We start from the raw sequence: 17,542 nt of genomic DNA on the forward strand, positions 1-17,542 counted from the left end.
CACCACCGTGCCGGCGCGCCCTTGCAGCGCTACCAGACGTCGGGGTCGATGCCCTGCGCCTGGAGCTCGGCGAACTTGTCTTGCAAGAAGCGCTGGAACGGTTGCTCGCGCCAGGCTCCGCTCGTCACGTACTCGAGCCCCGACAGATGGTGAAACGGCTTGAAGTATCCCGGCAGGCGAAAGGCTTCGGCATCGCGCAGCTTTCCGGCTCCGGCATTGGCCGCGGGAATGACGATCTGGGTCGGCGTGAAATTCACCTGCCACTTGCGGGCCAGTGCGCGCTCTTCCAGCTCTTCGCCGTCGAAGTCCGTGACGCCCCGGCTTCCCCACATGTCGAGTTGAACCACGACGAAGTGTTCCTCGATATGTTTTCTGAGTTCGGGGCGGGCGAAGTTCACCTCGTGCAGTTCGCGGCAATAGGGGCAACCGCGTTGCTCGAATATGACGATCAGGCCCTTGCCTTCGGCTGCGGCGTCGTCGAGGTCGGGACCCATCTCGAGAAAGCTGTCGAGAAAGAACGGTTGCTCGTACAAACCATCATCGCCGATCGCGACCTCGGCCGCAGCCCGACCCGCAGCAATCGCAAATCCGGTTGCAAACAAGAAATGACGCCTGTGCATGTTTCGCCTCCCGCCGCACACAGGTTCAGAATAGCACAACGCGCAGCTCCTTGCGAACTACGCCCCGTCCGCGTCAGGGCCGCTTCAGTCGGCCTCGTCCATGGTCGAGGCGTTGAGTTGCGCGTATTTTTCGTCGCCGATCTTGCCAAGAAGGTCGAGTTGCGTTTCGAGAAAGTCGATGTGCCCTTCCTCGTCCTGAAGCAACTCCTCGAACAGGTTCTTGCTGACGAAATCGCTGACTTTCTCGCAGTGAATCCGCGCCTCGGTATAAAGCTTGCGGGCCTCGTGTTCAGCGGCGAGGTCGCATTCAAGCGTTTCTTTCGGGGTCTGACCGATGCGCAACGGGTCGAGCTTCTGCAGGTTGGGATGGCCGCCAAGAAACAGGATGCGTTCGATCAACTTGTCGGCATGGTGCATCTCTTCGATGCTTTCCTCGCGCGACTTTTTGGCCATATGACCGAGACCCCAGTCCTCTTGCATCCGGTAGTGCAGCCAATACTGGCTGACGGCGGTCAATTCGCTGCGCAAGGCCGCATTCAGGTATTCAAGAACCTTCTTGTCGCCGTCCATGACGTGCATCCCCCATAGCTCCGGCTCTTAGGTTACGGAGTTCGGCGGGAACTTCCAGCCTTTCGTTTGCACGCATCGTGGACAGGAAGAGCGGCATGCACCCGCCGCAGTCTGCGGATTTTCCGAGCGCGTGGTAAATTCGGCCCGGTGTGATGATCGTTGTCGGATCGGCCGTGCGCATCCAGTCGATGGCGGCATTGATGTCGCGGTCGGTTATGTTCCGGCAGTGGCAGACGATCATCAGGCTACTCGCGTTTTCACGTGCATCACCCGCCGAGCCAACCTGACATCCGCGGGCAACGGTTTGCAGCGTCCCCGCGCCGGGTCGGACCGGTGCAGGCTGCGAACGTAATGGGCGACGTCACGTTCGTACGGGTTCAATGCAGGCGCTCCCGGTTCTGCGAGGGACACTGGTACACAGTCGGCCGGATCATCATCGACTTGAGTGCCAACCCGTATTCAGTTGCGAGCGCGGTCAGCGCAGGCGCGAAATCCGCGCGTACCATCAGCGTCGCAATGAGCAGCGCGTCCTCGCGGTCGCCTTCCAACGCGGTCGCGATGAAGTTGCAGAAACACGCCTCGTCCGATCCAACGCAAGCGCAGTTTACGGCATGGCGCATCATCGGCCTGCGGCTTCGGGCGGTACAAAGCCCGAACAGATCCTCGAACGTGCGCAGCGCTTTGCGACCACGTGCCGGACCCAGCGCGACGGAGAAGTCGCTCCAGACCTTGGCCTGCGACTCCGGCCCGTCGCACCACAAGCGAAGGTAGATCACGGCAGCCGCCTCGACTTCGGACAGGTCAGAGATCTGACCAACCGGCGTTGCGCCGCGTCTCGCGGGACAGTCCGTCATTTCGTCAGGATCAGCTTGCCGGCGCGGGTGATGCGCAACGTGTAGGTTTGTCCGTCCAGAACGATCTGGGCGAGGTTTCCGCCGCTGGTCATAAGTCGCGCATCGAACAGGGGTATCTGCTGACACGAGTTGCTTCCGCTTTCACTCCGGCTGCCGTCGGGCATCAGACCGCCTCCCGCCGCGCTTCGACGCGGTCGAGGATGCACTCGAGCAACAAACCGCCGGACGGAACGGGATCGTGCAGCAGTTCCATCAGATCGGCCCAGCACGTGTCACGGTCATCACGGTTTTCTCGAGGCGGATGTTTCGGGTCACGGGGCACGGTTTGCATCTTCGCCAATCGCCTTCAGTCGTTTTCGATTCGGCTTCCCCGGCGCAGAGGTCGAAGTGGCTCAACTCAACCTTATTTCTGAGTGATTCAGTCAGAAAAGTCAATCCGAGTTTTTCTATCAGAAATCGATGGCAAGACGCGAGCTATACCCCACGCAAAGTGCGCGGTCTCATAAGGTGTCGAACGGAAAGTTGTTACGCGGCGACGCCGGCCTTCTCGAGAACCTGCACCCCGCTGATGCGCCAGTCGTCGCCGACGGGGATCATGCGGTAGTCGAGAACATGCACGCTGCCGTTCTCGCCGGTGACCATCACGCGCTGCCACAGCGCGCCGCCTTCCTCGCGCAGGTCGAGAAAGCGGACCTCGGCGGGACGCCAGACCATCGGATAGCCTTGCGTGACCATGGCCCGAAAATTGTCCGGCGTGCGGAACATCAGCTGGAGTTGCGGACTCGCGAACTCGAAGGCACGGGCAAAGTCATCCGCCCTGAACGCGTCGAACTGCTGACTGATCGTGTCGCGGATCTCGGCATCCTGCGCCTGTGCCCCAACCGTCATCGCCAGCCAGAACAGCGCAGCTTTCAGAAGTCTTCCCATGATCGCTCTCCCGTAGCTTCACCTAGGGTAAGCCACGGGAGCGATCCGGCAAGAGTTTCACGAAGAGGTGACGAACCGTCCGGCCAAGGCGTCGTCGATCAGCGCCACAGTCTCGTCCACGCCGTAAAGGGCGATGAACCCGCCGAAACGCGGTCCCTGGCTAGCGCCCAGCAACACCTCGTAGAGCGCCGAGAACCAGGCCCGCAGCGGGTCGAACCGCTCGCGCCCGCAGGCGTAGACGATGGACTGCAGCGCCTCGTCCTCGACCGGACCCTCGTAGGCTGCCAGTTGGTCGCGTAGGTCCTGCAGTGCCTCACGCTCGAGCTCGGTGGGCAAGCGGTAGGATTTCGTCGGCTTCACGAAGTCCTCGTAGTACTTGACCGCGAAACCCGCCGCCGCGTCGAGATCGGGGTTGGTCTCCGGGCTCGCGTCGGGCGCGTAGCGCTGGATGAACCCCCAAAGCTGCGCCTTGTTGTCGGCATTGGCGACAGAGGCGAGGTTGAGCAGCATCGAGAACGGCACCACCATCGTCGAGGCCGGCACGTTGTGGCCGTGGATGTGGAACACCGGGTTGGCCATGCGCTGCGCCGACTCCTGTCCGGCATAGGCGCGCAACTGCTGGTGATACTCGTCCACCGCCTTCGGGATCACGTCGAAATGCAGCCGCTTGGCCGTCTTCGGCTTGAGGAACATGTAATAGCTGAGCGACTCGGTCGAGGCGTAGGTCAGCCACTCGTCGATCGAAAGCCCGTTGCCTTTCGACTTCGAGATCTTCTGGCCCTGGTCGTCGAGGAACAGCTCGTAGGTAAAATGCTCGGGCTTTCGGCCGCCGAGGATCTCGCAGATGCGGTCGTAGATCGGCGTGTTCGTCGAATGGTCCTTGCCGTACATCTCGAAGTCGACGTCGAGCGCTGCCCAGCGCGCCCCGAAATCCGGCTTCCACTGCAGTTTCACGTTCCCGCCCGTGACCGGCAGCGTCCACTCGCGACCGTCCTCGTCGTCGAAGGTCACGGTATGGGTCGCGGCATCGACGTTCTTCATCGGCACGTAAAGCACGCGCCCGGTCTCGGGGTGGATCGGCAGGAAGATCGAATAGGTCTGCTGGCGCTCTTCCCGCAGCGACTTCAGCATCACCTTCATCACGTCGTCGTACCGTTCGACGGCGCGGCGCAGCACGTCGTCAAATTGCCCGGACTTGTAGAACTCGGTGGCCGAGATGAACTCGTATTCGAACCCGAAAGTGTCGAGGAACCGCCGCAGCATGGCGTTGTTGTGATCGCCGAAGCTTTCGTGGGTGCCGAACGGGTCGGGCACCGAGGTCAGAGGCTTCTGCAGGTGCGCGCGCAACATGTCAGTATCGGGCACGTTGTCGGGTACCTTGCGCATCCCGTCCATGTCGTCTGAAAAGCAGATCAGCCGCGTCGGAATGTCCGAGATGACCTCGAACGCGCGCCGGATCATCGTGGTGCGCAGGACCTCGCCGAAGGTGCCGATATGGGGCAGGCCGGACGGGCCGTAGCCGGTCTCGAACAGCACGTGTCCCTTTTCCGGCGGGGCCTTCTCGTAGCGTTTGAGCAGCCGGCGGGCCTCTTCGAAAGGCCATGCCTTGCTGTTCAGTGCCGCCTCGCGCAAATCGGACATCGTCTCACCCGGGAATCTGCCTGCGCACCCGATGCGCGCAGCGCCGCCTGTCCCTATTGCCTTGCATGGGTGGCGTCAATAATCTGCCCTCCGCGTGGCTTCAGAGAAAGATCCCCGACGTGCCGGAAGAAAACACACACTCGCTCAGTGCGGAGGACTGCCTCGTCGCGCTGATGATCTCGATCTCGGCCTCGGACGAGAACATCCGAACCGCGGAACTGGTCAAGATCCAGTCGGCGGTGAACGGGCTTCCGGTCTTCGCCAGCTACGATGAGGACCGTCTCAAGACCGTCAGCCAGATCGTCTTTGACCTTTTCGAGCAGGAAGACGGGCTCGACGCGCTGTTCGGTCTGATCCGCGAATCCCTGCCCGAGCGGCTTTACGAGACGGCCTACGCGCTGGCCTGCGACGTGGCCGCCGCGGACGGGCAACTCTACGAGCCGGAACTGCGCCTGCTCGAGGAAATCCGCTACGAGCTCGACCTCGACCGGCTTCATGCCGCCGCCATCGAGCGCGGGGCGCGTGCGCGCCACATGACCTAACAGGGGCGCAGGCCGGCCCGCGCGGCTCAGCTGCCGTAGACGGTCCCCCAGCGCTCCACGAGCTTGACCTGCAGGCGCCGCGACCGTGCGCTCCAGGGTCGCGCGCCCGGCGGGCCTTCCTGATCGGCGCGCGGGATCCGGCTGCGCGCATCCTCGTCGGCGGTGAAGATGGCAAAGGCGAGTTCACGCCCATCCAGCGCCGTGACGTAACCCGCGAGACCGGACACGAAATTCAGCGTGCCGGTCTTGGCCGCCGCCTTCACCGGGTGGGTCTTGACCGGGCGCCCTTGGGAATCGCGCATCGTCACGTCCTTGAGGATCGGACGTAGCAGGTTCGCCTCGTGCGCGCGCACGAGCACGTGAACCATGTCGCCGGGGTGGACCCGGCTCTGATCGCTGAGGCCGGAGTGATCCTTGAGGTCCATCCCGTCGCAGCCCATCGCCTCGACCGACCACAGGTTCATCTGATGCGCCGAAGCCGCAAGTGTCGGCACCGGGCCGACGCGGGTCCGCGTCGCCCAGAGGCCGACCATCTCGGCTGTCAGGTTCGTGGAATACCTCAGCATCCCGCGCAGGATCTCGCTCAGGGCCCGGCTGTTGCGCGCGGCCAGCGTGACGCCCCCCGGCAAGGTGTCGACCGTCTGCGCGGGCTTCAGCTTGATCCCGTGGGACCGCGCAAGGGTCGCGAAGACGTCGCCGGCATAAAGGCCGGGCTTCTTGACCGGCAGCCAGCGCGCGCCGCCATTGCCGAGCTGACCCTTGGCCACCGTCCAGTCGTCTCGTGCGCCGCCGTCGGCATAGGTGTAGACGGGCAAGCTGCGGTTCACGACCGCCATGCTCGCGACGCCGACGTCGGGCCTGTACTTGTTTGAGCGTGCGTCCATCGAAACGGCGTATCCGCTGCCGGCCCGGCGCCACTCGAAATGCACGCGGTTGAAGTTCAGCGCGATGCCGGAGATGCCCGGATTGTAGCCGACGTACTCGAGCTGGTCGGCATCGATCTGGGTCAGCCGCGGCAGGGCGCCATCGTAAACGAGAAAATCACCCTTCACCTCGCGAACTCCGGCCGCCTTCAGTTCCGAGGCCAGCTCGGCTAGCCCGTTTGTGTCGAGTTCGGGATCGCCGCCGCCGGCGAGCACCAGGTCGCCCTTCACGACGCCGTCTTCGACCCCGCCGGTCGCGGCGACCCGGGTCTCGAAGCGGAAGTCGCCGCCAAGCGTGTCGAGGGCGTAAAGTGCGGTGATCGCCTTGGCCGTGCTGGCCGGCGGCATCGCGGTGGCGCTCGACTGGCCTTCCAGCACCTCGCCCGTTTTCGCGTCGGCCACGGCGAAGGCTACCGCACCGCTGAGCCTCGCCTGCGACACGAGTGTCTCGGCCTCTGCGAACCGCGGCCGCGCGGCAGCGACGCCGCGCAGGTGCGGTCGCAGCGAAACGGTCGGTGCTTCCGACAGGACCGGGCTGGCGACCGTGGCGAGAAGTCCGCCTAGCAGGCCGCGGCGCGTCATGCCGCGATTTCGGCGTGCGATAAGTTCGTCAGTCATGCGCAGGTTGTAACCTTCGCGGCGGCCCTCGCACAACATGCGCGGCCCCGTTCCGTGACCCTGTTACACGAAAGATTTATCGCTTGCCTGCCAGCCGCCGGCCGCACGGATCGCGCTGGAGGAATGATCCATCATCGGCACATTGAGAAAACACCAGGCCGGCGCCTCGGCGTGGGCCAGAAGATGCGCGGCGGCGGCCGGCAGTCGCGCCGCCCGGAACAGCCTTGCGGCGGGGCTCATGCGCGCCGAAATACGGTCGCCCGGACGGGCGAGGACGCCGACGGGCACCGTCATCATGATGTCCCGCCAGTCCTGCCAATGATGGAAACCGGCAAGGTTGTCGGCGCCCATCAGCCAGACGAAGCGCACGCCGGGGCAGAGTCTTCGCAAGCGCGCCAGCGTTTGTGCGGTGTAGCGTGTACCGAGTGCGGCCTCGATGCCCGTGATCTCGACCCGTGGGTGCTGCATCAGGCACCGCGCCTTTTCCAACCGCACCTCCAGCGGTGCCGGCCCATGGGCCTTCAGCGGGTTGCCGGGCGAGACCAGCCACCAGGCGCGATCGAGCCCGAAACGCTTGAGCGCTTCGAGCGTGACGTGGACGTGCCCTGCGTGCGCGGGGTCGAAGGAACCTCCGAAGAGCCCGATCGCCTGGCCGGGTCGCGCAAGGGGAAGAGGCACGGTCAACTGCCGGTCCGCCGGCTTTCGTCGCACAGGGGCCGAACAGGCCGGAACGGTGTCATCGTGGCGCCTATCTGATCAGCGCGCGCACGATCAACAGCACGACGATCGCACCGGCGGTGGCGGCCACGAGCAGCAGGATCAGCCCACCGGCAGCGAGCACGCTTAACCCCAGGCCTGCGAGAATGAACGGGGTTGCGACCGCAGCGACGACCCCCACCGCGATATAAAGCGGCATCCGGCCTCCGGCGATCCGACTGGCAATGTAGCCCGACATCGCGCCGACGATCACGAGAAGGATCAGCGCGGTCGCACCGAGCGCGTCCAGAAAACCTTCCATGTCATTCCCCCTTCGTTGAAGCGTTCGCTCTCTTTGCCAGTGCCGGCTTGCAGACCGGAAACCACCCTCGGAACCAAACCTCGCGAACGCGCGTTCATCTGCAAATGAACACTCAAGTGGGAGCCGTTACAATGGAATATGGCATTCTCGGATTGATCATCCTGATCGCGGACATCTACGCGATCATTCAGGTCCTTGGTTCGAACGCGTCGACCCTGGCCAAGGTTATCTGGACGATCGCGATCATCGCGCTGCCGGTTCTCGGCCTGCTGATCTGGCTGATCGCAGGACCCCGCTCGTCGCGCGCAAGCGTCTGACACGACCTAGCCTGTCCGCGGCTCATTGTCCCCGAGCAGCGGCCTGTCGCAAATCCTTGTCCCCGGATTTGCAAACCCCCCGGCCCGGCCCCCACCGCGCCGGGGGACTTTTGTTTGGGCAGTTCTCCGTCCGGCTGAGCTTTCTCTGGCGGCCCCTCAAAACGACGCTCTACGTTGCACTTAGTTTTTTTCGCGGCCGTGTGACCTGCTTCACTGACCATTCACCCCTGACGTGCAATTCTTGTTGCAACGAAGGAGGTCTGACATGTTCGAAGTAAGCTGCATCATCATTGTCGTCGCCGTGACCATCCTGCGCGACTACTACATCCGTCACAATTCGTGACGGCACACGGCCCGCCGGCATTGCGGGCCGCGATCGCCTTAACGGGTGGTCTACAATCCATCTCGCGGAAGAAACCCAACTTTACCTCAAAATCCAGTAACATAGCGGCCTGATTTGGCCATCCCGGCGGCGTGCGCCAGCCCGCGAGAAGCGCACGGCGCATGATTTTTCCTTTGAATCCTGCTATGCTGTAATTGCGGGCCCGAGCATTGCCCGGCCCGCCTTGCTGCGAGGGAGGGGAAGATGCGCTATGTCACCGTTACCACCTGGGAAATCGCGGACGGGTCCGATTACGACACCAACCTGTCCGTCATCAGGCGCAAACGTCTGCCCGCGTTAAAGGAGCTCGGGGCGACCCGCGTGACGATCGTGCGGACCAGTGCCCGTACCAGCGCCGCGATCACGGAGTGGCCGGACGAAGCGACCCGCGATGCCGCCCACCGAGCCATCGAAGACGTCCGCCACAAGGTGCAATCCGAGGACTTCACGCGCCTGACCGGCGAGATGAAGGGCACGGTGGTCGCCGAAATCTGACCTCCTCCGCTCGAGCACCTGACCAAAAAACCCGCCGCATGTGATGCAGGTCACAGACCGTGCGCCGCCGCGCGGCTATTCGTATGGGTGCTGCTGACCGGGATCGCCCGGTCGTTAAAGGTTTGGAGGTTGCAGATGCTACTGATTTCCATCGGCATGTTCGTGGGTCTTGCAATGATCGCATCCCTGACGCTGCGCCCAAGTGTTGCCGGCAGCCTCTTCGCCCTTGCGACAAACCTTTTCTTCATCGTGTTTTCCGCGGGCCTTGGCATGACCGCCGTCGCACTGCTGCACGCGATCCTGCTGGCGGTGAACTTTCATCGCCTGCACCGCGCCCGGCGCGCCCGGTCCTCGGAACACGCGGCCGATCTCATCCTGCGCGACCGTGTCCGCGAGATCCGCGCAGCCTCGCGGTTCAGGGCCGTCGGTTAGAAAGTGTGACGCAGGCCTAGCCTGCGTTCAGCATCGCGGCGATCTGATCCTTGAGGTGAACCCGCTGCCGTCTCAGTGCGGCTTCATGTGCCTCGTCGGTCGGCTCCGAGAGCGTTTCGGCCCGGTGCACCGCCCGATTCACAGAGTGATATTCCTCCGCCAGCTTGCGAAAATGCGCGTCGCTCTCGCGCAAGGCGTGGATGCGATCGGTCTGCGCCGGAAATTCCTCGGCAAGCTCGTGCGGGGTATGGGACATCTGCCTCTCCTGTCGATGCGTCGTCGACAGATGTCGCAAAGAGTGGGCAACACCTCCTTGACCTGCATCAACAAGCAGCAGTTTCGCCGTTCCGATCCGCCCCGACCTGTGAAGCTCTTCACAGACGCAAACGCAACGAAGCATTAAGCAGTGAGACATTGATACGGCCGACGCGCCGAAAAAAGCTTTAGGATTTCGCCATGCTGCGCCTGTTGAAGATCGCCCTGACGCCAACTCGAACCGACCCGCCGGTCGCGGCCAAGCCGCGCCCCGAGTGGGCCAAGCCACCGCGCGAATGGCGGTATCTCGACCCGACCAGCAAGCGTTGAGCCTGGGCGAGTCCGCCCGGTAAGGTCAGTTCACCGAACGAATTTCTTGTGCTTGAGCCGCTTCGGCTCGAGCGCGTCCGCCCCCAAGCGCCGCTTCTTGTCCTCTTCGTAATCCTCGAAGTTGCCTTCGAACCATTCCACGTGCGCGTCGCCCTCGAATGCAAGCATGTGGGTGCAGATCCGGTCGAGAAAGAAACGGTCGTGCGAGATCACCACGGCGCAGCCGGCGAAATCGACCAGCGCATCCTCGAGCGCGCGCAGGGTCTCGACGTCGAGGTCGTTGGTCGGCTCGTCGAGCAGCAACACGTTGCCGCCGGATTTCAGCAGCCGCGCCATGTGCACCCGGTTGCGTTCGCCGCCCGACAGCAGGTTGACCTTCTTCTGCTGGTCCGAGCCCTTGAAGTTGAACGACGAGCAATAGGCGCGCGAATTGACCTCGGCATCGCCAAGCTTGATCAGCTCGGATCCGCCGGTGATCGCCTCCCAGACCGTCTCGTCGTCCTTGAGGTCGTCGCGCGACTGGTCGACGTAGGAGAGGTCCACGGTGTCGCCGTACTCGATACTGCCCGCGTCGGGCTCCAATTGGCCGGTGAGCATCCGGAACAGCGTCGACTTGCCCGCGCCGTTGGGCCCGATCACGCCGACGATGCCGCCCGGCGGCAGCGAGAAGTCCAAGCCTTCGATAAGCTGCTTGTCGCCCATGTGCTTGGCGAGGCCGCTCACTTCGATCACCTTCGAACCCAGCCGCTGGCCGTTCGGGATGACGATCTGGGCGCGGGTGATACGCTCGCGCTCGGACTGCGAGGCGAGTTCGTTATAGGCCTGGATTCGGGCCTTGGATTTGGCCTGCCGCGCCTTCGCGCCCTGCCGCATCCACTCCAGTTCGCGCTCGAGCGTCTTCTGCTTGGACTTGTCCTCGCGCGCTTCCTGTTCGAGCCGCTTGGCCTTCTGCTCCAGCCAAGCCGAGTAATTGCCCTCGTAAGGGATGCCCCGCCCGCGGTCGAGCTCGAGGATCCAGCCGGTGATGTCGTCGAGGAAATAGCGGTCGTGGGTGACGATCAGGATCGTGCCCTTGTAGTCGATCAGGTGCTGCTGCAGCCAGGCGATTGTTTCGGCGTCGAGGTGGTTGGTCGGCTCGTCGAGCAGCAGCATGTCTGGCGCTTCGAGAAGCAGCCGGCACAGCGCCACCCGGCGCGCCTCGCCACCCGAGAGCGTCTTGACGTCGGCGTCGTCCGGCGGGCAGCGCAACGCCTCCATCGACACGTCGATCTGGCTGTCGAGATCCCACAGGTTCTCGGCGTCGATCTGGTCCTGCAGCTTGGCCATCTCCTCGGCGGTCTCATCCGAGTAGTTCATCGCCAGCTCGTTGTAGCGGTCGAGGATGTCCTTCTTGGCCTTCACGCCCAGCATGACGTTTTCGCGCACGGTCAGCTCGGGGTCGAGCTTGGGTTCCTGCGGCAGGTAGCCGACCTTGGCACCATCGGCCTGCCAGGCCTCGCCCTGGAAGTCCTTGTCCATGCCGGCCATGATCTTGAGCAGGGTCGACTTGCCCGCGCCGTTGACGCCGACGACACCGATCTTCACGCCGGGCAGGAAGTTGAGGTTGATGTTCTCGAAGCACTTCTTGCCGCCCGGGTAGGTCTTTGAGACACCGTGCATGTGGTAGACGTACTGGTAGGCGGCCATGTTTCACTCCGGTCTGAGGGTTCGCGCCCCATGTAGTGAAAGCCCTGCACGGGTGCAACGGGGCGGGTGCGGAGACGCAAAACCCCCGGCGGTGCGCGCGCCGGGGGTGTGTCTGACGCGAGGGATCGTAGATCAGCCGGTCTGGCCGGGCCGCGCCTCGGTACGCTCGATGCGGACGATCTTCTGCCAGCCGTTGTCGGCGTTCGAGACATAGACGATCCGCAGCTTGTCGCCGGCGGTGACGTTCAGCGGCATCTCGAAACCGGCGGGCAGCAGCCAGACGGTGCGGTCGGTGAAGGTCAGGGCGTTGGTGGCGGCATCGAAACTGTGGACGGTGCCGGAGGTTTCGTCGGCCAGCGCCGGAGCGGCGACGGCCAGAAGGGCGGCGGCAAGAAAAGCGCGCATGTGAAGTCTCTCGGGAAGAGGATTTGGCCCTGGGGGAAACCCTTGCGGCGGCCGTGCGGAGCCTCGCGCCCCGGCTGTGGTGCCCTTAGGGCAATTGGGGGATTCGGGCAATGGGAAAACACCGGAGGCACAGCATCGAGATGTGAGCAGGGCCAGAAACTATCCGGGGAAGCGTTTTCCCGATGTTTGGATACATCGTGTCAAACTGCTGGGCCCGCGGCTCATGGCGCGTGACTTTATCCGATAGGTCACCGAGTTCCTGATCCGCAGTGTCGTAAGGACCGGCTAAACCGTGCTCGGCATCCCAGTCTCGGAGGCAGCATATTAAACGCTTTCAAAAAAAGGGGCGGAGCCCCGGACATCAGCCCGTCGGCGCGCCAGAGCCAAACTAACTCTAAATCTACCTCTTCCGCCGCTTCACATTCCCACCCCGCTGTCCGGCCCGTCCCGCCGTCGACCGACCCTTGGACCCCACAGCTGCTTCCGACGCCTTCTCAACCGCGTATTGCCGCGCCAAGGCATCGTCGGCGACGGCCAGATCCACCGCCTCCAGACGCTTGACCTCGTCGCGCAGCCGTGCGGCTTCCTCGAACTCGAGGTTCTCGGCCGCCTTGCGCATGTCGGCGCGCAGACCGTCGAGCACGGCCTGAAGGTTCGATCCGGCCAGCCCCGTGTCGATCTTCGCCGTCACCCGGTTCATGTCGACGTCGCCCTTGTAGAGACCGGCGAGGATGTCCTCGACGTTCTTCTTCACCGTCGCGGGCGTGATCCCGTGCTCCTCGTTGTAAGCCAGTTGCTTGGCGCGGCGGCGTTCGGTCTCGGCCAGGGCGCGCTCCATCGAGCCGGTGACCCGGTCGGCGTACATGATGACGCGCCCGTCAGCGTTCCGGGCGGCGCGGCCGATGGTCTGGATCAGCGAGGTCTCGGAGCGCAGGAAGCCTTCCTTGTCGGCATCGAGGATCGCCACCAGCCCGCATTCGGGGATATCGAGCCCCTCGCGCAGCAGGTTGATGCCGACGAGCACGTCGAAGGCGCCCAAGCGCAGGTCGCGCAGAATCTCGATGCGTTCGATCGTGTCGATGTCTGAATGCATGTAGCGCACCTTGATGCCCTGTTCGTGCATGTATTCCGTCAGGTCCTCGGCCATGCGCTTGGTCAACACCGTGCAGAGTGTCCGGTAGCCCGCCGCGGTGACCTTGCGCACCTCGTCGAGCAGGTCGTCGACCTGCATCTCGACGGGGCGGATCTCGACCTGCGGGTCGAGAAGGCCGGTGGGGCGGATCACCTGCTCGGTGAAGACGCCGCCGGTCTGCTCGATCTCCCAGGTGGCGGGGGTCGCCGAGACAAAGACCGACTGCGGGCGCATCGCGTCCCATTCCTCGAATTTCAACGGACGATTGTCCATGCAGGAGGGCAGGCGGAACCCGTGTTCGGCGAGCGTGAACTTGCGCCGGTAGTCGCCCTTGTACATGCCGCCGATCTGCGGAACCGAAACGTGGCTTTCGTCGGCGAAGACGATTGCGTGGTCGGGGATGAACTCGAACAGCGTCGGCGGCGGTTCGCCCGGCGCGCGGCCCGTGAGGTAGCGCGAGTAGTTCTCGATCCCGTTGCAGACGCCGGTGGCCTCGAGCATCTCGAGATCGAAGTTCGTGCGTTGTTCGAGCCGCTGCGCCTCGAGCAGCTTGCCCTCGTTCACCAGCTGGTCCAGCCGGATCTTGAGCTCTTTCTTGATGCCGATGATCGCCTGCTGCATCGTCGGTTTCGGCGTCACGTAATGCGAGTTGGCATAGACGCGGATCTTGTCGAACGTGTCGGTCTTCTCGCCGGTGAGCGGGTCGAACTCGGTGATGCTTTCGAGTTCCTCGCCGAAGAAGCTGAGCTTCCACGCCCGATCCTCGAGGTGGGCGGGGAAGATTTCCAGAGAGTCGCCGCGCACCCGGAACGACCCGCGCTGAAAGGCCTGGTCGTTGCGCCGGTACTGCTGGGCGACCAGATCGGCCATCACCTGGCGCTGGTCGTAATTGTGGCCGGTCTTCAGGTCCTGCGTCATCGCGCCATAGGTTTCGACCGAACCGATGCCGTAGATGCACGACACCGAGGCGACGATGATCACGTCGTCACGCTCCAGCAGCGCCCGCGTGGCCGAGTGGCGCATGCGGTCGATCTGCTCGTTGATCTGGGATTCCTTCTCAATGTACGTGTCGCTACGCGGCACATAGGCCTCGGGCTGGTAGTAGTCGTAGTAGCTGACGAAGTATTCCACCGCGTTGTCCGGAAAGAAGCCCTTGAATTCGCCGTAAAGCTGGGCGGCGAGGGTCTTGTTGGGCGCGAGAATGATCGCCGGGCGCTGGGTCTCCTCGATCACCTTTGCCATGGTGAAGGTCTTGCCGGTTCCGGTCGCGCCCAGCAGCACCTGGTCGCGCTCGCCCGAGGTCACGCCCTCAGAGAGTTCGGCAATGGCGGTGGGCTGGTCGCCGGCCGGCGCGAACTCGGTGGCCATGACGAACCGCCTGCCGCCTTCGAGCTTCTCGCGGCTGCGCACGTCCGGCGCGGGGTTGGCAAGCGGCATCGCGGCGGTCGACTTGTCGGTCTGGGCGTAGGGCATCGGGCTTTCCTCGGGGACAGCCCATTAGGTGCGCGCAGGCGCGCGATGTTCAAGGGGCAGCAGGGGCCTGATGACCGGAATTGTCAGGATCGCCCGGCCGAGTGGCCGCCCATGCGCGGCGCGATTCCGGTCTTGCCGGGGGTGCGCCGATCGGGGATAACCGGGACGCCGAAACGCAACGGAGAGCGATCATGCGCGCGCGTATCTACAGACCGGCCCGAACCGCGATGCAATCCGGGACCGCGCGGACGCGCGACTGGGTGCTCGATTTCCCGCAATCCTCGGCGCGCGAGGTCGATCCGCTGATGGGCTGGACCTCTTCGGACGACACGCAGGCGCAGGTGCGGCTGCGCTTCGAGACCAAGGAAGCGGCGCTGGAATACGCGCGCGACCACGGGATCGAGGTCGACGTGTTCGAACCCAAGTCGCGCAAGCCCAATATCCGCCCCGGCGGCTATGGCGAGAATTTCGCGACCTCACGTCGAGGGGCCTGGACCCACTGACGCACGGGCGCTTGCCTTACCCGAAGCGCTGCGGGTAAACCCTGCGCAAGCGGTCCCTTAGCTCAACTGGATAGAGCAGCTGACTTCTAATCAGCAGGTTCGGGGTTCGAGTCCTCGAGGGATCGCCAGCTTTTTGCAGTAGCCATCGAGACAGACCCGGTCCGCGCAATGATCGCGGTCTGAGCGCGCTTCAGCCCTCTGGACGCTCGGTGCGCTGACAAGCTTTCAACAAAAACTTGTTCGACACCGCCCATTGTGCAACCTTCGGGTGTGCTCGGGAGCAATTGAACGGTGGAGAGGGTAATGGATACACGCATGGCCGGCGTCTTTTTGGCTTTCGGTTCGGTGATGTCTGCGAATCCGATGCAATCAGTCGCGGAATTTTCCGTGGGGGCGAAGTCTGATCCCTCCGCGCGCCCGCAGCCGTCCTCCGGCCATGTTCTTCCATGCCTGACATCCGGATATGCGGTTCGATTCCTTGTCGGAACCGAGGCGCTGCGATGACGAACGCATATGTCCTGAAAGCGGCGCTGCTGGCGATCCTGCTTTCGATTTCGGTTTCCCCTGCATCGGCCAAAGGGTTTCTGGAGATACCCTTCGATCCCGCCGCCTGTCCTGAAGATACCGACGGGATGATCTTTGTCCGGCTGGATTCCGGCTTCGCCTTCAGCCTGCCCTATGATCGGATCACCCTCTCAAGGGCACGCGTGGACCCTGTGTCCACAAGTGACGCGCAGGCCGGCTGTCCGGAGAACCCGGTGCGCGCGCGTGCCTTCGGCCTTCCCTTCCATTATCTGATGCACCTCGACGGGCGAAAGACGGAAGCTCTTCAAAAACTCGATGTCACCCAATTGCACGTGGCCGCAGTGTCGCAGTCCGAAAGCTTGCTGGAAGGCCCGTATAGGTCTTTCAACAGGGACAAAAAAACCTTCGGAAACTGCGGCACCACCCGACAGGGAATTGAGTACTGCTGGGCGTGTTTTGTGGACGAGACCCGACCTGGTCATTGCAGGACCTCTTCTCCAGATCAACCCGAAACTTTCAGGCCTTATTCCAAAGCCTTTATCGCGGCAAAGGACGCAGGCAGCCTCGTCGGGATGCGCTCCCTGCCGTGGGCCACAGATTGTCTTCCGAGTGGTTGGTCGGACCACATTTGTAGCACTGCTTACGCGCTGCAAGATGGACTCACGATTTTTTACAAGTTCGAGATCTCGGACGGCAATTTTGACATGGCCCGGCAAACAGACTTGGCGATCCGCGATCTTGTCGAAAGCGTTCGCGTTCCGCACATGGATGGGGACGACGTAAGACAGCCAGGTCAATAGGGGTGACTAATGTCCGAAGCAGAAACTTTCTTTATCGATAGCACTCGAATTTATAGAACTGAATCTGACGGAACAACCTACACGGAGAAGTCCTACCTCTCCGCTCTCTGGGACGACCTAAGAGTCTTTGCATCGGGCGCTGCCTCTATTGAGAAATTAAAAACAGATGCGTACAAAAATTATTTTCTTTCAGATCCCTCTCAAGTTGACGGAAACTATGTGGGAGCGGCGTCCGTGACGAACGCATATGTCCTGAAAGCGGCGCTGCTGGCGATCCTGCTTTCGATTTCGGTTTCCCCTGCATCGGCCAAAGGGTTTCTGGAGATACCCTTCGATCCCGCAGCCTGTCCGGAAGATACCGACGGAATGATCTTTGTCCGTCTGGACTCCGGCTTCGCCTTCAGCCTGCCCTATGATCGGATCACCCTCTCAAGTGCGCGCGTAGATCCCATGTCGACAAGTGACGCGCAGGCCGGCTGCCCGGAGAACCCGGTGCGCGCGCATGCCTTCGGCCTTCCCTTCCACTATCTGATGCATCTCGACGGACGAAAGACGGAAGGTCTTCAAAAACTCGATGTCACCCAATTGCGCGTGGTTGCGGTGTCGCAGTCCGAAAGCTTGCTGGAACGCCCGTATAGGTCTTTCAACAGGAACAAAAAAACCTTCGGAAACTGCGGCACCACCCGACAGGGAATTGAGTACTGCTGGGCGTGTTTTGTGGACGAGACCCGCCCCGGTCATTGCAGGACCTCTTTCCCAGATCAACCCGAAACTTTCAGGCCTTATTCCAAAGCCCATATCGCGGCAAAGGACGCAGGCAGCCTCGTCGGGATGCGCTCCCTGCCGTGGGCCACAGATTGTCTTCCGCGTGGTTGGTCGGGCCACATTTGTAGCACTGCTTACGCGCTGCAAGATGGACTCACGATCCGTTACAAGTTCGAGATCTCGGACGGCAATTTTGACATGGCCCGGCAAACAGACTTGGCGATCCGCGAGCTCGTCGAAAGCGTTCGCGTTCCGCACATGGATGGGGACGACGTGAGACAGCCAGGTCAATAAGGCCGAATTTTCGGCGCGTTCTTCATCGAAACCAA

The 17,542-nt window shown here is 62.9% G+C and carries 22 protein-coding genes and 1 tRNA gene; 9 read left to right on the forward strand and 14 right to left on the reverse strand.

Annotated features, from left to right (window positions below; translation table 11 throughout):
* Positions 1–29: 29 nt before the first annotated feature.
* The 7 genes from R5H30_RS10635 to R5H30_RS10665 form a co-directional block, all read right to left on the reverse strand.
* On the reverse strand, positions 30–602 hold the full coding sequence (locus R5H30_RS10635) for a thioredoxin family protein (protein ID WP_318328266.1): 573 nt from the start codon (positions 600–602) through the stop codon (positions 30–32).
* 102 nt (positions 603–704) lie between these two features.
* A complete protein-coding gene (gene bfr, locus R5H30_RS10640) occupies positions 705–1,190 on the reverse strand; it encodes a bacterioferritin (protein WP_318328267.1) in 486 nt (161 codons plus the stop codon).
* The gene (locus R5H30_RS10645) at positions 1,165–1,431 is read right to left on the reverse strand and encodes a (2Fe-2S)-binding protein (RefSeq protein ID WP_318328268.1); all 267 of its coding nucleotides are present in this window, start codon (positions 1,429–1,431) and stop codon (positions 1,165–1,167) included. Before R5H30_RS10645 ends, bfr begins: the two co-directional genes overlap by 26 nt.
* Before the next feature lie 136 nt (positions 1,432–1,567).
* Entirely contained in the window at positions 1,568–1,966 is a 399-nt protein-coding gene (locus R5H30_RS10650) for a hypothetical protein (RefSeq protein WP_412105127.1), read from the reverse strand.
* A 74-nt stretch (positions 1,967–2,040) separates the two neighbouring features.
* On the reverse strand, positions 2,041–2,208 hold the full coding sequence (hemP, locus tag R5H30_RS10655) for a hemin uptake protein HemP (protein ID WP_318328270.1): 168 nt from the start codon (positions 2,206–2,208) through the stop codon (positions 2,041–2,043).
* Between the two features lie 361 nt (positions 2,209–2,569).
* Positions 2,570–2,971 carry a DUF4864 domain-containing protein gene (locus tag R5H30_RS10660; RefSeq protein WP_318328272.1) on the reverse strand — a complete coding sequence of 134 codons (402 nt, stop codon included), beginning with the start codon at positions 2,969–2,971 and terminating at the stop codon, positions 2,570–2,572.
* 57 nt (positions 2,972–3,028) lie between these two features.
* Positions 3,029–4,612 (reverse strand): lysine--tRNA ligase, encoded by a 1,584-nt coding sequence (locus R5H30_RS10665; protein ID WP_318328273.1) that lies wholly within the window; start codon positions 4,610–4,612, stop codon positions 3,029–3,031.
* A 173-nt stretch (positions 4,613–4,785) separates the two neighbouring features.
* On the opposite strand from R5H30_RS10665, the gene R5H30_RS10670 reads away from it, so the two are divergent.
* Complete coding sequence (locus R5H30_RS10670) at positions 4,786–5,154, forward strand: tellurite resistance TerB family protein (RefSeq protein WP_412105129.1); 369 nt, start codon at positions 4,786–4,788, stop codon at positions 5,152–5,154.
* Between the two features lie 26 nt (positions 5,155–5,180).
* Here the strand turns inward: R5H30_RS10670 and dacB are convergent, their stop codons facing one another.
* From dacB to R5H30_RS10685, 3 genes are all read right to left on the reverse strand, one after another.
* A complete protein-coding gene (gene dacB / locus R5H30_RS10675; RefSeq protein ID WP_318328275.1) occupies positions 5,181–6,695 on the reverse strand; it encodes a D-alanyl-D-alanine carboxypeptidase/D-alanyl-D-alanine endopeptidase in 1,515 nt (504 codons plus the stop codon).
* 63 nt (positions 6,696–6,758) lie between these two features.
* Positions 6,759–7,379 (reverse strand): nicotinate-nucleotide adenylyltransferase, encoded by a 621-nt coding sequence (locus tag R5H30_RS10680; RefSeq protein WP_318328276.1) that lies wholly within the window; start codon positions 7,377–7,379, stop codon positions 6,759–6,761.
* Positions 7,380–7,443: 64 nt separating this feature from the next.
* Positions 7,444–7,713 carry a GlsB/YeaQ/YmgE family stress response membrane protein gene (locus R5H30_RS10685; protein ID WP_318328277.1) on the reverse strand — a complete coding sequence of 90 codons (270 nt, stop codon included), beginning with the start codon at positions 7,711–7,713 and terminating at the stop codon, positions 7,444–7,446.
* A gap of 131 nt (positions 7,714–7,844) precedes the next feature.
* On the opposite strand from R5H30_RS10685, the gene R5H30_RS10690 reads away from it, so the two are divergent.
* The 3 genes from R5H30_RS10690 to R5H30_RS10700 all read left to right on the forward strand — a co-directional run bounded on the left by R5H30_RS10690 (position 7,845) and on the right by R5H30_RS10700 (position 9,339).
* Positions 7,845–8,030: a PLD nuclease N-terminal domain-containing protein gene (locus R5H30_RS10690; protein ID WP_318328278.1), complete on the forward strand. Its 186-nt coding sequence runs from the start codon at positions 7,845–7,847 to the stop codon at positions 8,028–8,030.
* A 586-nt stretch (positions 8,031–8,616) separates the two neighbouring features.
* Positions 8,617–8,907 carry a hypothetical protein gene (locus R5H30_RS10695; RefSeq protein ID WP_318328280.1) on the forward strand — a complete coding sequence of 97 codons (291 nt, stop codon included), beginning with the start codon at positions 8,617–8,619 and terminating at the stop codon, positions 8,905–8,907.
* 135 nt (positions 8,908–9,042) lie between these two features.
* Entirely contained in the window at positions 9,043–9,339 is a 297-nt protein-coding gene (locus R5H30_RS10700) for a hypothetical protein (protein WP_318328281.1), read from the forward strand.
* Positions 9,340–9,355: 16 nt separating this feature from the next.
* Here R5H30_RS10700 and R5H30_RS10705 read toward each other — a convergent pair whose 3' ends face one another.
* Positions 9,356–9,595, reverse strand: a complete 240-nt coding sequence (locus R5H30_RS10705) for an HP1242/YdcH family protein (RefSeq protein WP_318328282.1) — start codon at positions 9,593–9,595, stop codon at positions 9,356–9,358.
* Positions 9,596–9,795: 200 nt separating this feature from the next.
* Between R5H30_RS10705 and R5H30_RS10710 the strand changes: the two genes are divergently transcribed.
* Positions 9,796–9,924, forward strand: a complete 129-nt coding sequence (locus R5H30_RS10710; protein ID WP_318328283.1) for a hypothetical protein — start codon at positions 9,796–9,798, stop codon at positions 9,922–9,924.
* Between the two features lie 30 nt (positions 9,925–9,954).
* Here R5H30_RS10710 and ettA read toward each other — a convergent pair whose 3' ends face one another.
* The 3 genes from ettA to uvrB form a co-directional block, all read right to left on the reverse strand.
* Complete coding sequence (gene ettA / locus R5H30_RS10715) at positions 9,955–11,610, reverse strand: energy-dependent translational throttle protein EttA (protein WP_318328284.1); 1,656 nt, start codon at positions 11,608–11,610, stop codon at positions 9,955–9,957.
* 132 nt (positions 11,611–11,742) lie between these two features.
* Positions 11,743–12,015: a hypothetical protein gene (locus tag R5H30_RS10720; RefSeq protein WP_318328285.1), complete on the reverse strand. Its 273-nt coding sequence runs from the start codon at positions 12,013–12,015 to the stop codon at positions 11,743–11,745.
* Positions 12,016–12,415: 400 nt separating this feature from the next.
* Positions 12,416–14,620 (reverse strand): excinuclease ABC subunit UvrB, encoded by a 2,205-nt coding sequence (uvrB, locus tag R5H30_RS10725; RefSeq protein ID WP_318328287.1) that lies wholly within the window; start codon positions 14,618–14,620, stop codon positions 12,416–12,418.
* A gap of 191 nt (positions 14,621–14,811) precedes the next feature.
* Here uvrB and R5H30_RS10730 point away from each other — a divergent pair, with 191 nt between their 5' ends.
* From R5H30_RS10730 to R5H30_RS10745, 4 genes are all read left to right on the forward strand, one after another.
* A complete protein-coding gene (locus R5H30_RS10730; protein WP_318328288.1) occupies positions 14,812–15,123 on the forward strand; it encodes an ETC complex I subunit in 312 nt (103 codons plus the stop codon).
* A 51-nt stretch (positions 15,124–15,174) separates the two neighbouring features.
* Positions 15,175–15,251, forward strand: a tRNA-Arg gene (locus R5H30_RS10735).
* 372 nt (positions 15,252–15,623) lie between these two features.
* Positions 15,624–16,448 (forward strand): hypothetical protein, encoded by an 825-nt coding sequence (locus R5H30_RS10740; protein WP_318328289.1) that lies wholly within the window; start codon positions 15,624–15,626, stop codon positions 16,446–16,448.
* Positions 16,449–16,457: 9 nt separating this feature from the next.
* Positions 16,458–17,507, forward strand: a complete 1,050-nt coding sequence (locus R5H30_RS10745) for a hypothetical protein (RefSeq protein WP_318328290.1) — start codon at positions 16,458–16,460, stop codon at positions 17,505–17,507.
* Positions 17,508–17,542 lie beyond the last annotated feature (35 nt).

The sequence above is a fragment of the Roseobacter sp. FCG-D35 genome (assembly GCF_033436665.1).
Lineage (GTDB): Bacteria > Pseudomonadota > Alphaproteobacteria > Rhodobacterales > Rhodobacteraceae > JAWQFO01.